Raw genomic sequence first — 15,082 nt, forward strand, 5'->3', positions numbered from 1 at the left:
ATTCTATGGCAACTGACTATAGTTTTTTCAATTCGGTTATTTCAGGAATTACCAGCCTTGGTAATACCTTAGAATCAATTATGACCGCATGGTATGTATTCGACTCCGACATTATTTTTTATAATAACCCTAAACTTATCGTTTTAGGGTTATCTCTTTTTGCATTTCTTTCATTGCTTGTATATCAGTTTTTTAAGATTAAAGCAAAGATTGGATATTTCATAGAAAAGAAAAAAGAACAAGACACCATCAGCAGAGAATACCAGCTTTATATCTTGTTTTTTGGTATTGCTGTAATCGTAATTGAAATCATCAATGAAATTTTCAAAATTAGACCCAAAAGTCTCTTAGTTGTAAATGTTTCAATTGGTGTTGCTGTACTTTTAATTTATTCGATAACAGATAAAATAAAATGGTTTAGAGAACATATTCAGCAGATTTTTATTTCCAGTTTTTTTATTTACATCTCCTATGTCGCATTCAATATTGTAATGCTTTCCAATGATGTTGTTCCAATTATTGTTTTCTTAATTTCATTTTTCTTTTCCTATAGCATTCTTAAACCAATTAAAATCTATTGTTTTTTTGTTGGACTTACTTTTGTTTTTTTAATTGCAACGATAACATTTCAGCTTATCCCAATAAAGTCTTCTATTTTACTAATTAATTTTTGCATCTTAATTTTTATCATTAACCAAGTAAAATATGCTGTATTACTAAATAATCGTGATAATTTCAGGTTTGCCAGCGAAATTGTTCATAAGGGAAATTCCTTAACGATTGCTTCCAATCAAAAAGGTGAAATTTTATTCTGCAGCGAGACTGTTACAGCTATTTTAGGTTATCAGCCCGAACAATTAATGGGGCTAAAATACTGGGAACTAACGCAGGATCCTGAATTCATAGAAAAAACAAATCCCATCAATAATGAAGAGAACAAACTTTACATCAGAAAACTAAAAACTGAAAATGGAGAGTTTAAATACATTCAATGGAAAGATAAAAAGTTCTCAGAAGATTTAATTATCAGTATTGGTCAAGATGTTACGGAGCAGATTATCGTTCAGGATCAATATAAAAATCTAATTCAGACCGCAACCGATATTATTTTTGAAATTGATGCCGAAGGACATTTTACTTTTATAAATGAATTTGGTTTTTCTATTCTTGGTTATTCTGAAAACGAAATCATTAGAAAGCATTACTCTAATATCATTCATGAACATTATATTAATAGTGCTGTTGATTTTTACGAAAATCTAGTTCTGAATGAAAACAATTATCCGATTATTGAAATTCCGATTCTAAAGAAAAACGGTGAAGAAATATGGATTTCCCAAAAAATTATTGTCCGTAAAAATGATTTAGGACAAACGACTGGTTTTTCTGGAATTGCACGAGATATTACAGAGAAAAAAACTATCGAAAAAGAGAAAAAAAAACGTCTCAAAAAAATTGAAGCTTATAATAATTCTACCAAAAAATTATCTACCACCGATTTCAGTAAATATGACAAACTCAATACTGTTATTGATCTAATTTTAAAAGAAGCAGCAACCATTAGTCGTGTTAATCGTGTTAGTTTTTGGAAATACCATAAAGACCTTATTCAATGCAAAAACCTTTACAGTCTTGACAATCAAAACTTAAGCGATAAGAATATTTTAAACAAAGAATCTTACCCTATATATTTTGAAACTTTAAGCAAAAAAGCCATCATTAATGCACCGGATGTATTCAATAAACTAGAAACATCCGAATTTGAAAAACTATACTTTACTAAAAACAATATCAAATCAATGCTTGATGTTCCTATTTTTTTATCGGGACAATTAGCTGGAGTCGTTTGTTTTGAAAGCACTGAAAAAAAACGCGAATGGGATAATGAAGACATTAATTATGCTAGAACCATTTCAGATGTAATTTCGCTTGCTATTTCTTCTCAGATGCGTTTAGAAGCCGAAAGAAAACTAGAATTCAAAAGTCAGCTTTTATCTGCTCTTTCTTTATGTACCGAAAAATTCCTGCTCAGCAAGACCACACAGCAGATGTTTCAGGAGACGTATGATATAATAGGAAAAGCCGCAAAAGTAGATCATATGTACTATTACGAAAAAGATCCTGTTTACAACACTGTATATCAAAAATACAAATGGTCACGTGAAGGAGTAATACATCAAATTACGCCTTTACGTCATATGACGGAAGATAATTTAAAAGAAATTTACGAAGCGGCACAACAGAAAAAAATCCTCAATACCTTAACTAGAAATCTGGATGAAGGATTTTTCAAAACTCTTTTAATCAACAATGAGATTAAATCAATTTTGATTCTACCTCTTTACATCAATGATATTTTTACTGGTTTTATTGGTTTTGACGATTGCACAAAAGAAAAAAGATGGTCCGAAGAAGAAATATATATTTTTCAGGTATTAGCCAATAATATTTCTTCTGCATTAGAAAGAAATCGAAACGAAACTAAAATCATAGAAAGCGAAGAAAAATTCAAACTGATTGCAAATAATATTCCAGGAACTGTTTATCTATCTAAATTTGATGCATTCTCTACCAAAATCTTCTTAAATGACGAAGTTTTAAATTTGACAGGTTATTCAAAATCAGAATTTATAGAAAACAATTTATCTTTTCTTTCTTTAATCCATCATGATGATAAAGAAGAAGTCATCAACAATCAGATCGACAATTTACAAAAAGGAATGCCTCTTCATAATGTCTACCGGATTAAGCGAAAAACCGGCGAATATATTTGGGTTGAGGAATTTGGAGATGTAATTAAAAGAGATGACGAGATTGAATTTGTTGGTGGTATTTACTTCGATATTACAAACAAAAAAGAAATTGAAGACGCTATAAAAGCCAAACAATTGGCTGAAGCGGCAAATAAATCTAAATCTGATTTCCTAGCCAATATGTCGCATGAAATTAGAACTCCGCTTAACGGAATTATCGGTTTTACTCATTTATTGATGAAAACCAATTTAGAAGAAATTCAGGAAAAGTACATGACAACGATTAATCAATCAGCACATTCACTACTTGAAATTATCAATGATATTCTGGATTTCTCTAAAATTGAAGCTGGAAAATTAGAACTCTTCATTGATCTTTATGACATTAAAAAAGTTCTTGGACAGGTTTTCGACTTGATTGTTTACGAATCCAATCAGAAAAATCTGGAACTGGAATTAAATATTGATCCTGATGTACCTAAATACATTTGGACAGATATTGTCAGAATCAAACAGATTTTGATTAATCTTCTTTCTAACGCAGTAAAATTCACAACAGAAGGTTCTATCAAATTAAACGTAACAGTCTTAGAAAAGAAAAAGAACAACAATCATGTGATTCGTTTTTCGGTAGTGGATACAGGAATAGGAATTTTGGAAAAAAATCAGAAGAAAATATTCAAAGCTTTTTCACAGGAAGATAGTTCTACAACTAGAAAATTTGGAGGAACCGGCTTAGGTTTAACCATTTCTAATCAGCTTCTTGCTTTGATGGAAAGTCGTTTACAACTAGAAAGTGAAATTGGTGTAGGAAGTAATTTTTTCTTTGATTTAAATTTAAAAACCAGCAACCAAAGCATTAACGACAAATACAATGCTGAATTAAAAAGTTTAAACATTGAACTGGATCCTGATAATATGGAACCAAACGAAAATACCATCACTTTTTTAATTGTTGAAGACAACAAAGTAAATATGTTACTGTTAAAGACAATTATAAAAAACCTTTACAACAACGCTTATATTCACGAATGTGAAAACGGATACGAAGCCATTCAGCAGTTTGAGAAAATAAATCCAACTATTGTTTTTATGGACATTCAAATGCCTATTATGAACGGGTACGAAACCACAAGAGCAATCCGAAACACCAAAAAAGGAAGAGATATTCCGATTATCGCAGTTACAGCAGGAGCAGAAAAAGACGAACGAAACAAATGTATTTCTGCCGGAATGGACGATTATATTTCGAAACCCATTATGAAAGGCAGTGTCGAAGAGACGCTGATTAAGTGGCTAGGGTAATTTTTAGTTTTCAGTCTCAGTCACAGTTTTCAGTTTGAAACTGAGACTGAAAACTGGAAACTGAGACTGAAAACTGAGACTGAAAACTGAGACTGAAAACTGAGACTGAAAACTGAGACCGAGACTGAAAACTAAATTCACCTAAATCTAAATTTTTTCACAAAAAATCTATAAATTCGTATACCCCTTTATAATAAGTTTAAAAACAATTCAATATGAAATGGCAAGGCAGAAGACAAAGTGATAATGTAGAAGACCGCAGATCAATTTCTGGTGGTGGCAAAGCCATAATTGGTGGCGGCGTAATTGGTATTATTGTTTTACTTCTGAACCTTTTTGGAGGTGAAACTGGTCAGCAGATAGCCCCAATTTTAGAACAAATGCAAGGTGGAGGTCAACAGACTGAGGCTGCAGCTCCCTTAAGCAAAGAAGATGAAGAAATGGGAAATTTCGTAAGAGTTGTTTTGGCAGATAATGAGGACATTTGGAGTAAGATTTTCGCAGAACACGGCATGACCTATGAAAAGCCAAAACTAGTTCTTTTCAAAGGAGGTGTACAAACAGCATGTGGCGGTGCATCGTCGGCCTCTGGACCGTTTTATTGTCCCGGCGATCGTAAAGTGTATATGGATTTGGGCTTTTTTGAAGAATTGAAAACCAAATTTGGCGCAAAAGGAGGCGATTTCGCTATCGCCTATGTAATTGCACACGAAATTGGTCATCATATACAAACTTTACTGGGAACGTCTGCCAAAATGCGTCAGGAACAACAAGGGAAAAGCGAAGCTGCAGCAAATAAATTATCTGTAGCATTAGAATTACAAGCAGACTTTTATGCTGGAGTTTGGGCGCATTATAATCAAGAAAATTTAGATACCGGAGATATTGAAGAAGCATTAAGTGCTGCAAACGCAGTTGGAGATGATGCCATTCAAAGTAAAATGCAGGGACATGTTGTTCCCGATTCTTTTACACACGGAACCTCCGAACAGAGAATGTATTGGTTTAATAAAGGTTATAAAACTGGAGATATTAAACAAGGTACTACATTTGAAGAAATTAGATAATACATAAAACCAAATATATTAACCACCAGAAAAGCCCGACTTTACAATCGGGCTTTTTTTTAAAAAATGTTCTTTGCCATAACTCACATTTTATCTCTATTTATTGACTAAATTTTCGTGACAATTTGTCCGATGTTTTCTACAAGAATACCAGAAGCAGAATTAAATTGAGAATGTTAGGCAATTTCATAGAACAGAATTTCAGCTGGATTTATCACTATTATTGGGCATAACCATTTCGATTCCTACCTAATAACCTGATTCTTTTTTTTAGTTATACAATGGATTCTGAACTAACATTCCTCCGCTGATATTTATCTCAACTTGTGGAATTGGCAATAATAAATCTTTTGGCCCTTGAAAAGTAGATGAATAGGCAGATAGTACGCTTTGCGCCATATCAAACCTAATTAGATCATACAACCTTTGATTTTCATAGGCAAGTTCAGCTCTTCTTTGATTTAACAAAGCGATTTTTGTTATTGAAGTACTTGTTACCGGAATTGCAAATGCTCTATTGCGTACTTTATCATAGTATTTAATTGCATTGGCATCTGTTGTAGATGTGGCAGTTCCCATAATCGCTTCCGTATACATTAAATACACATCGGCTAAACGTAAAACAAGCCAATCATTTCCGGCCAATCTAGGCGAAGTTGATGTACGTAAATATTTTCCGTTTTGAGTTGGTATCGCAGGATTAATATTTACTGCTATACGCTTATCAAGAGGATCGGCTTTCATAAAAGCAGCAAAATCATCTGTTACAAAGTTTAAACCACTTGCCTGACCTACTGTCATTTCATAAGAAAAACTCTGGCTTTCTGTAGCGCTATCATTAGAATACGGAATAGCAAATAGAATTTCATCGTTTTTCTCGTTATAGAAAATATCTTTATAGTTCGCCTGTAAGCTGTATTGCGTATCTGCAACTAATGTCGTCAATAATGGCAATGCTAAATCGTATTTTTTTTGTGTCAAATATACTTTTGCTAATATTCCTTGAGCAGCCTGTTTTGTAGCTCTTCCAAAAGAAGTAGCCGATTTTACAGGAAGTTCATTAATAGCAGTAATCAAATCACTCTGAATTAAGTCATATACTTCTGTAAGCGATTTCTTTGCAAAATATTTGGTGTCTTTAATTCCAACTACTTTATCAATTACAGGAACTTCCCCAAAAGCACGAACTAAATTAAAATGTGCCAATGCTCTTGCAAATTTCGCTTCTCCATCATAATTCATTTTTTTAGTTGCATCAGAAACCACATTTAAATGTTCCAAAACTGTATTTGCCCTAAAAATAACATTATAATTTACACTCCAATATCCCGCAACCACAGAATTGGTTGGAAGTACTTCAAAAGTTTCTAATTGTTTCCATTCTCCTTCATGCAAAGCTGTCTTCCCATTATCTGATCGCATTTCGGTTAATGCAAATTCATTCATTGGCACAGCTTGTAATCCATCGTAAATTGCAATAACAGCCCCTAAAACATCTGAATCGTTATTAAAATATTTTGTATCTGATATAGCTGATATTGGTGCTAAGTCCAAGTCTTCTTTAGAGCAGGAAACTGAAAAACCTAAAATCATTAATAATCCAAAAAATTTATACTTTGTATTTTTCATTTTCTTAATTTTTAAAATTCAACATTTAAACCAATTGATACTGTTTTGTAAATTGGCGCTGCTCCTTTTTGATAACCATAAGTTATTGGAGATGAAGGAAGCGATCCTGCACCCGTTGCAGGTAAAATTCCTTCTGGGTTATATCCTTCATAATTTTTTGCCATGATATATAATAAATTCTGGGCAGCGGTATATAAACGAAGTCGGCTTATTCCGAAATTTTTAAGATTATCTTTTGAAAAGCTATACCCTAAATTGATATTTCGTAAGGCAATATAAGATGCATCCTGAATATCCAAATTCGTGTAAATTCTTTCTCTTACTAAGCCTGTATCCGGAAAACTTGAGACAGTTCCTGCATTATTACCAAATTCGTTTTTAATATATTGCGAGTCTATGTTTCTAACTTTAGCACCATGAGATCCTTGAAACATAAAACTAAAATCAATATTTTTATATTTTAGGTTGTTGGAAAAACTCCACACTAAATCTGGATAAGGATTTCCTAAAATAGTTCGGTCATCTCCATCAATTTTACCATCTCCATTCAAATCTTTTACATAAACAGACTGTGATTGCGAATTGATTGGATAAAGCGGATTTTTAATATACTGAGGCTGAATTTCTTTTGAAACCACATAACCATAAAACGAAGATATAGGATGACCTTCAAGAGCAATCCATTCAGCTGGACGTTTTGATTCAATTACACTAATCAGACCGTTTGAACCAGCAAAATCAAGTAAGGTATTCTTATTATGAGTAAATAAAGCTGAGGCATTCCAAGAGAAATTTTCATTTTTAAGAATGGTAGAACGCAATTCCAACTCAAAACCGCGGTTTTCAACTTTACCTTTATTTACTAAAGCGCTGTTAAATCCTGTTACTCCAGGAACCGGAAGATCTAATAATAAATCTTTACTCGTTCTGATATAGTAATCAAGTGATATATTTAAAATGCCTCCAAAAATACTGGCATCTAATCCTGGGTTAAATTCTACTAATTTTTCCCATCCTAAATCTGGATTTGAAATATTAGAAACATTATATCCGTTTGAAACACCTGTTAACGAAGTACTAATAGGATTTACCAATCCAAGATGTGCATATTCTCCAATTCCTGAGTTGCTTCCCGTTTGTCCATAACTCACTCGTAATTTAAGATCTTTAACAAAATTACTTTCTTTTAAGAACTGCTCATTTGACACTCTCCATCCCAAAGAAGCTGCAGGGAAGTATCCGAATTTCTTATTCGGTCCAAATTTAGAGCTTCCGTCCGACCTGAAACTTACAGACAGTAGATATCTATCATCGAAAGAATAATTAACTCTTGTTAAATAAGAAACTAATTTTTCTTCTGTTTTAGACATAGAACCGCCACCAACACCAACATTTGCAGAAGGAATAGTTTCTATATAATCATTTACATACCCTGATCCTCTTAAATTCACAAACTCAGAATTCCAGTGTTCAAAAGTAAAACCAGCAACAGCAGCTATAGAGTGTCTCCCAAAATCATTATTATAACTAAAAATACTCTCTCCAGCAACGTGGTTTACAGTAGTAGAGTTATAGGAAGTACTTGCATCACCGGCATAGTTTTTTGTTGCCAAAACTCCAGTACGGTTATCATTTACAATGTTTCTGTAATCGCCCCCAATAGTTTGTTTAAAATTAAAATGATCTGTGAAATTAAATTTAAAATAAGTATTACCAATAAGTTTAGTCTGGCGTGTCTCATAATCTGCTTCTACCAATGAAGCATAAGGATTTCCATCGCCTGTAACACCAATAGAAGTTCCAAGTTTATCTGCTCTTGGTTTCCCTGTAGCCAGATCATAGTTTACAAAGAAACGTTCTTCGGCATAATCCCCCACTTTTACATTAGGAAATTGGTAAGTATTTACAAACTGAATAGAATGCTCATCTAAACGAATAGGAAGCCAAGGCTGCTGGCGAATAGCATTTAAATTTGAATTTGCCAAAGATCTTTGTTGTGTAATCGATGGGTTAAGCATAATGCCAAACTCTAATTTATCTGCTTTGGAATCTAAATTCACACTGGCATTCATTTTTTTATAGTTATCAGTCAACTGCACACCTTCGTCATTTGTATATCCTAATGATGCTCTAAATTTTGTGTTTTTTGTACCACCGCTGACCGATAAATTATGATCTGTAATATAACCTCCATCATATATTTCTTTCTCCCAGTTTGTATAAGTGCCTAATGCCTGAACCATTTTCATTTCATCTGTCAAAACACCATTATTACTGCTTGATACATATTGAGCCCATTTATCTGGAGTAGATAAAATAGTTGTTCTTGGCACAAACTTGTACCCCGTATAAGTATTGTAATTAAACTTGGTTGGTCCTTCTTTACCTTTTTTAGTAGTAATCATTATAACTCCGTTAGCACCTCTGGAACCGTAAATAGAAGATGATGAGGCATCTTTTAAAACTTCAACAGATTCGACCGTATTCATATCAATACTCCCCAAGAAATCTCCATCATTGCCAACTGCAATTCCATCTAATACAATTAACGGATTAGCATTAAAAGAAATAGATCCCTGCCCCCTAACTTTAATAGTTGGAGCTGCCCCAGCCGCTGGGTTTGTCTGCTGGATATTTACACCCGAAACTTGTCCCTGTAAAGCATCATCAACACGTGAAACCGGAATTTGATCTAAGTCTTTATTGGTTACTTTGGATACAGAACCCGTGATATTTTTCTTCTTTTGAGTACCGTAACCAATTACAACCACTTGGTCTAATTGATTTTGAGCTTCTGCCAAAGTCACATTCAAAACGGTTTGATTGGTAATTGTAATAGTTTGTGAAGTATAGCCTATACAGCTAAATTGTACTTTATCTCCAGCTGAAACTGAAATTGAATAAACGCCGTCAAAATCAGTAGTGGTTCCTCCCTTAGAATTTGTTACCACTACATTGGCTCCTGGAATGGGAGTCTTGTCTGAAGCTGAAGTTATTTTTCCTTTTAATGCATATTTGCTTTGAGCAAATATGCATTAAACAGTAAAATAATGAGCAATGAAAATTTAACCTTTAAATTCATAATTTACTTTTTTGGTTTGTTTTTTAGTTAGCAAGCAATATAATTGTACATCCTTCCAGTTTTAAAGTGATGAAAGAAAATCAATTCAAATTATTTTGGTTTTCCAAATTGGTTTTCCAATTTAAAAAACCAAATATAAGCTCTTTTTTCCAATAAAAAAATAAATCGATTTTTTTAACAAAAAGTGTACAGCTAAAGAGTGAAATAAAACTTAGGATAATGAAATGGATATGCTGTTTCCTTAAATCTTCATGAAGAATTTAAGAATAGAAACTAAAACATTAGTAAGTAAAGTGTTTTCTATAATAAATGCATTATGAAAATATTGGAGGTGCATGAAAGTAACTCTTTGGAATAATTACTTCAAGTCAGTACTTTCAAAAACCTTTAAATCAAATTTGATTTAGTTAATATTAAAAAATACAAAACGATAGTATTTTCCTTTTTGGATTCTATGGTTGTTTGAAATTAGGGATTTTGAATATTGAAATTTGTTTTCGGGCGAAAACAAAAAAAGCCTTGAATTTCTTCAAGGCTTTAAATCTGGGTGGCTGACCGGGTTCGAACCGGCGACCCGCGGCACCACAAACCGCTACTCTAACCAGCTGAGCTACAACCACCATTTTTGCTTAGCGAGTGCAAATATAGAACAAAGGTTGAGTTCTACAAAGAAAAAAATGAAAAATTTTCATAAAAATTACATCAAATCTTCTAAGCTATTGACTGCCAAACACCTTTCAACTGTAAAACCTTCGGCAAAATCTTTCCCAACTAACCTTCCTAAGTCCTGCGCACGATAATTTAAGCTTTCAAAGAAGTTTTTGCTCGTAATAGGTGTTGCAGGTTCGTTTGAATTTGGATCATAAAATTGAGTTTTATAAGCCATAATCGCTTCTACTTTCTTTTCTTCAAATCCTGTAATGTCAACTACAAAATCTGGAGTAATATTTTTCCACTGAATATAATGATATACCACTTTTGGCCGCCAAGCTTCTTGTGGCTCGCCATCAATTGAAGTTTCGATTTTCATTAAACCTGAAAGAAAACAAGCATCAGAAACTAATTTGCTTCCTCTTCCGTGATCGATATGACGATCGTCAATTGCATTGCACAATACAATTTCGGGTTTGTACTTACGAATCATTTTAATGACTTCTAATTGATGCTTTTCATCATTCACAAAAAATCCGTCACGCATTGCCAGATTTTCACGAACTAGAACTCCTAAAATCTTTGCTGCATCTTTTGCTTCCTGATCTCTAATTTCTGCCGTACCACGTGTTCCTAATTCGCCACGAGTCAAATCTACAATACCAACTTTTTTCCCAAGCGATACTTCTTTTAAAATTGTTCCAGCACAACCTAATTCTACGTCGTCTGGATGTGCGCCAAAGGCTAATATGTCTAGTTTCATTATCTATATTTAAGTCTCAGTTTACAGTCGCAGTATTCAGTCTCAGCAAAACTGGAAACTGTGACTGCGACTGCAAACTTGTTTTTAAGTTATTTTCAATACTCTTTTCATCGTCATTGATTTATTGACGCTTTCTTCCCATTCTTTTTCGGGAATACTTTCTTTTGTAATGCCGCATCCCATATATAAAATCGCTTTATCTTCCTGAATCTGCATGCATCGTAAATTTACAAATAAATCAGAACTTGCATTATTTCCTGCAAAAGTGCTGTTTAATTCGCCTAAAAAACCAGTATAGAAAGTTCTGTCGTAATTTTCGTTTTCCAGAATAAATGCTTTTGATTTCTTTTTTGGAAGTCCGCAAACGGCGGGCGTTGGATGTAATGTATCAATAACTTCTTCCAAAGTTGAGTTGTCTTTTAAAACACCCGAAATATCAGTCTTAATATGCCAGATTGATCCCGCTTTTAAACTATATGGTTCAGAAACGACAACCGAAGCGGTAAATTCCCGAAGCCTTTTCACAATAAAATCAGTTACAAATTGCTGTTCGTCTTTTTCTTTTTGCTGCCAAACAATTTCTGTTTCCTGAGTATCTTTTTGCGTTCCTGCCAAAGCCATGGTTTCAAATACATTTCCTTTTGCTTTTAGCAGTTTTTCTGGTGTTGCTCCCATCCAAAGCCCATTTTTTGGATGAAAAAAACAATAACAAAAAGTGGCAGGATATAACTGAACCAAGTGCTGAAAAGTTTCAATAAAATCAAATTCGGATAAAAGCACTTCTTCACTTCGCGATAAAACTACTTTTTTGAATTCTTCATTTTTGATGGCATGAATTCCCTGAGCTACTAAATATTCATATTGAAATTTAGCTTCAGGATCAAAATTCAAATCATCAATTTCGATTGGTTCAAATGAAGTTGTCTCTTTTTCGGCAGTAATAATTTCAGATTCGTTTTCTGGAATCAAGATTAATTGTTTTTCATCAAAAGAAGCAAAAACAAATCCTTTCTCGCTATAATCCAAAACCGTGTTTAAATTATTATTTAGCTGTAAAATCCCAACATATTTTTCTGAATTGGGTTTTGAATAGAGCACAAAGGGTAAATTTTGCTCTTTATGATTTTTAATTTTTAAGAAAAATGCATTCATAATTTATTCACTTTTCTTTCTATCCAAAACCATATTCGTCAGTTTGCAAAGCGAAACCAAATTTCCTTCTTCGTCAGTAATTTTAATTTCCCAAAGATGAAGGCTTCTTCCTTTATGAATAATTCTGGCAGTACCAAAAACATAACCTTCACGAATACTTTTTAGATGATTTGCCGAAATTTCGATTCCTCTCACCTCCTGCTCTTTTGGATTGATAAAAAAGAATGAAGCTGCACTCCCGACACTTTCTGCCAAAGCTACAGAAGCTCCGCCGTGCAGTAAACCCATTGGTTGATGAACGCTTGGATTTACAGGCATTTTTGCAGTTAAAAAATCTTCTCCGGCGTCGATATATTCAATTTTCAGCGTTTCCATTAATGTGTTTTTAGAAAACTCATTACAGCGCGCCAAAATCTGTTCTTTTGTATAATTCATTAAAATAAACTTTAAAAACGTAAAATTAAAGAAAGATAAGACACAAATTGAAAAATCGGTTTCTAAAATTAAAAATCAATCATAAACTTGTCAGTTTTTTGCTATTTTTACAAAAACAATCAAAATCAATCTTTGGCTATTTTTTGCCACAGATTACACAGATTAGAAGGATTTACTTTTTTTTGAAATAGCCACGAATTGCACAAATTTTCTCGAATTAAATTGAATAAAAATTTGTGAAAATTTGTGCAATTCGTGGCGAAAAAAAATCATTTTAATCTGTGGCTAAAAAAAACATTCAAATGCGTCAATACTTTGCAATCTTTATTCTGGCTTTAATTTTAGTTTTTAGTTCGTGTAGAACTGACTTTGATACCGTTGCCAGCACTGGAGATTTAAAGTTTTCAAGAGACACTGTTTATTTGGATACTGTTTTTAAAAACATCGGTTCAAGCACCTATCAATTAAAAGTATATAATCGAAGTAAAAACGACATTTCAATTCCGATTATCCAGCTTAAAAAAGGTTTGAGTTCCAAATACCGAATGACGGTTGACGGAATGGCCGGCAACAACGGAAAAATTTTTAAAGATGTTACGCTTTTAGCAAAAGACAGTTTATACATTTTTATTGAAACTACCGCAGATATTACAGACGCTAACCCGACTGATTTTTTATATACTGATGAAATTGAATTTGACAGCGGTGTCAATCTGCAAAAAGTAGCTTTGGTCACTTTGATTCAGGATGCCGTTTTTTTATATCCGAACCAAAATCCAGACGGTACAAAAGAAAAAATAAAAATTGAAGGTAAAGATGTTGACGGATTTTATCTAAATGAAAACGACCCTGAAAATGGAAACGAACTCATTTTTACCAAGCAAAAACCTTATGTAATATACGGCTATGCTGGAGTTTCGGAAAACAAAACCGTAATTTTTGAAGCTGGTGCAAGAGTGCACTTCCATGCCAATTCTGGTTTATATATTGGAGACAAGGCTTCTTTACAAATTAACGGAACAGCTTCTACAACCGAAAAACTTGAAAACGAAGTTATTTTTGAAGGCGATCGTTTAGAATCGCTGTATTCTGACATTCCAGGACAATGGAAGTCGGTTCTATTTGCGAACGGAAGCATGAATCATAATATCAATCATCTGACTTTGAAAAATGCAGTTGTTGGTTTAGATTTCAAAAATCCTTATAACAATATCACCATCCAAAACACTCAGATTTACAATTGTGTTGAGTATGGAATTTTAGCTCAAAACGCTCAGATTACGGGAGAAAACATTGTGATTAATTATGCTGGTTTAGCGAGTTTGTCTTGTGTTTATGGTGGAAACTATAAATTCACGCATTGCACTTTCAACAATAATTGGTCGACTCCTTCGCAATTTTCGGTTAGCTTGAGCAATTCGTTAACTGGAGCTGTTCCAGAATCAAATGCGCTAGCTCAAGCTACTTTTAACAACTGCATTATTTACGGTTCAAGTACAAACGAATTTAATCTGAACAAAAACTCTAATTCTCCTTTTGTTTATCAATTGAATAATTGTCTTTTAAAATTCAGCAGTTCATCTACAAATCCGCTTTATCAGTTTAAAACAGATACAGAACATTATAATAATATTATTCTAAACGAGAATCCGAAGTTTTATAAACCTTCTGAAAATAAATTCAATATTGATAAAACTTCTGCCGCTTTCGCGAAAGGGAATCAGGTGTATCTCATTCCGTTGGATATTTTAGGGATTGCAAGAACTTCTCCACCGGATTTGGGTGCTTATCAGAGTCAGGATTTCCCGAAGTAATTTTTTAGCCACAAAGTCGCTAAGGCACAAATTTTTTATTTCAATCAAAGTATACAAATAGTTTGTCATTTCGACGAAGGAGAAATCACATTAGAAACTCCGCTTGCGAAATCGCCAATCTTTGTCGAATTACTAGTGCGATTTCTCCTTCGTCGAAATGACATAAAATGAGCAAAATCTTTCCGCTTTTGAGAAAAAAAACTTTGCGCCTTTGCGTCTTTGCGAGATTAAATTTCGTCTATTCTGCAAATTTCTCGGATTTACTTTAGAAAAATTTGTAATTAAACTTTAAGAATTCCTCTTCTTCATAAAGTGCTTTTTTTATTCAAATTTGAAAAACAACAACAGTTTATAAGCAAAAATTAAAAGTCAAAAAATGTTAAATTTCAACTGAAACAAACAGCAAAAAAATTGCATTTTTAGGGCAAAAA

At 33.1% G+C, this 15,082-nt stretch carries 8 protein-coding genes and 1 tRNA gene; 3 read left to right on the top strand and 6 right to left on the bottom strand.

Annotated features, from left to right (window positions below; all coding sequences use genetic code 11):
- The first annotated feature begins 5 nt into the window (after positions 1 to 5).
- Both BM289_RS06095 and ypfJ read left to right on the top strand, forming a co-directional pair.
- The gene (locus BM289_RS06095) at positions 6 to 4,058 is read left to right on the top strand and encodes a PAS domain S-box protein (RefSeq protein ID WP_091491731.1); all 4,053 of its coding nucleotides are present in this window, start codon (positions 6 to 8) and stop codon (positions 4,056 to 4,058) included.
- A 215-nt stretch (positions 4,059 to 4,273) separates the two neighbouring features.
- Positions 4,274 to 5,125: a KPN_02809 family neutral zinc metallopeptidase gene (gene ypfJ / locus BM289_RS06100; protein WP_091491733.1), complete on the top strand. Its 852-nt coding sequence runs from the start codon at positions 4,274 to 4,276 to the stop codon at positions 5,123 to 5,125.
- A 270-nt stretch (positions 5,126 to 5,395) separates the two neighbouring features.
- Here the strand turns inward: ypfJ and BM289_RS06105 are convergent, their stop codons facing one another.
- The 6 genes from BM289_RS06105 to BM289_RS06130 form a co-directional block, all read right to left on the bottom strand.
- Positions 5,396 to 6,754, bottom strand: a complete 1,359-nt coding sequence (locus BM289_RS06105) for a RagB/SusD family nutrient uptake outer membrane protein (protein WP_091491734.1) — start codon at positions 6,752 to 6,754, stop codon at positions 5,396 to 5,398.
- 11 nt (positions 6,755 to 6,765) lie between these two features.
- A complete protein-coding gene (locus BM289_RS06110; RefSeq protein WP_091491736.1) occupies positions 6,766 to 9,786 on the bottom strand; it encodes a SusC/RagA family TonB-linked outer membrane protein in 3,021 nt (1,006 codons plus the stop codon).
- Between the two features lie 596 nt (positions 9,787 to 10,382).
- A tRNA-His gene (locus tag BM289_RS06115) sits at positions 10,383 to 10,456 on the bottom strand.
- A gap of 77 nt (positions 10,457 to 10,533) precedes the next feature.
- Complete coding sequence (bshB1, locus tag BM289_RS06120) at positions 10,534 to 11,250, bottom strand: bacillithiol biosynthesis deacetylase BshB1 (RefSeq protein WP_091491738.1); 717 nt, start codon at positions 11,248 to 11,250, stop codon at positions 10,534 to 10,536.
- Positions 11,251 to 11,334: 84 nt separating this feature from the next.
- Positions 11,335 to 12,402 carry a chorismate-binding protein gene (locus BM289_RS06125; RefSeq protein WP_091491740.1) on the bottom strand — a complete coding sequence of 356 codons (1,068 nt, stop codon included), beginning with the start codon at positions 12,400 to 12,402 and terminating at the stop codon, positions 11,335 to 11,337.
- A gap of 3 nt (positions 12,403 to 12,405) precedes the next feature.
- Positions 12,406 to 12,837 carry a PaaI family thioesterase gene (locus tag BM289_RS06130; RefSeq protein WP_012026684.1) on the bottom strand — a complete coding sequence of 144 codons (432 nt, stop codon included), beginning with the start codon at positions 12,835 to 12,837 and terminating at the stop codon, positions 12,406 to 12,408.
- Positions 12,838 to 13,139: 302 nt separating this feature from the next.
- On the opposite strand from BM289_RS06130, the gene BM289_RS06135 reads away from it, so the two are divergent.
- Positions 13,140 to 14,651 (top strand): hypothetical protein, encoded by a 1,512-nt coding sequence (locus BM289_RS06135; RefSeq protein WP_091492312.1) that lies wholly within the window; start codon positions 13,140 to 13,142, stop codon positions 14,649 to 14,651.
- The last annotated feature ends 431 nt before the right edge of the window (positions 14,652 to 15,082 follow it).

Source organism: Flavobacterium phragmitis (genome assembly GCF_900112575.1).
GTDB lineage: Bacteria > Bacteroidota > Bacteroidia > Flavobacteriales > Flavobacteriaceae > Flavobacterium > Flavobacterium phragmitis.

What these genes read in the sequence shown, in the direction of transcription:
- BM289_RS06095 (WP_091491731.1), top strand. Translation starts at nt 6, where the DNA reads ATGGCAACTGACTATAGTTTTTTCAATTCGGTTATTTCAGGAATTACC.
- ypfJ (WP_091491733.1), top strand. Translation starts at nt 4,274, where the DNA reads ATGAAATGGCAAGGCAGAAGACAAAGTGATAATGTAGAAGACCGCAGA.
- BM289_RS06105 (WP_091491734.1), bottom strand. Translation starts at nt 6,754, where the DNA reads ATGAAAAATACAAAGTATAAATTTTTTGGATTATTAATGATTTTAGGT.
- bshB1 (WP_091491738.1), bottom strand. Translation starts at nt 11,250, where the DNA reads ATGAAACTAGACATATTAGCCTTTGGCGCACATCCAGACGACGTAGAA.
- BM289_RS06125 (WP_091491740.1), bottom strand. Translation starts at nt 12,402, where the DNA reads ATGAATGCATTTTTCTTAAAAATTAAAAATCATAAAGAGCAAAATTTA.
- BM289_RS06130 (WP_012026684.1), bottom strand. Translation starts at nt 12,837, where the DNA reads ATGAATTATACAAAAGAACAGATTTTGGCGCGCTGTAATGAGTTTTCT.
- BM289_RS06135 (WP_091492312.1), top strand. Translation starts at nt 13,140, where the DNA reads ATGCGTCAATACTTTGCAATCTTTATTCTGGCTTTAATTTTAGTTTTT.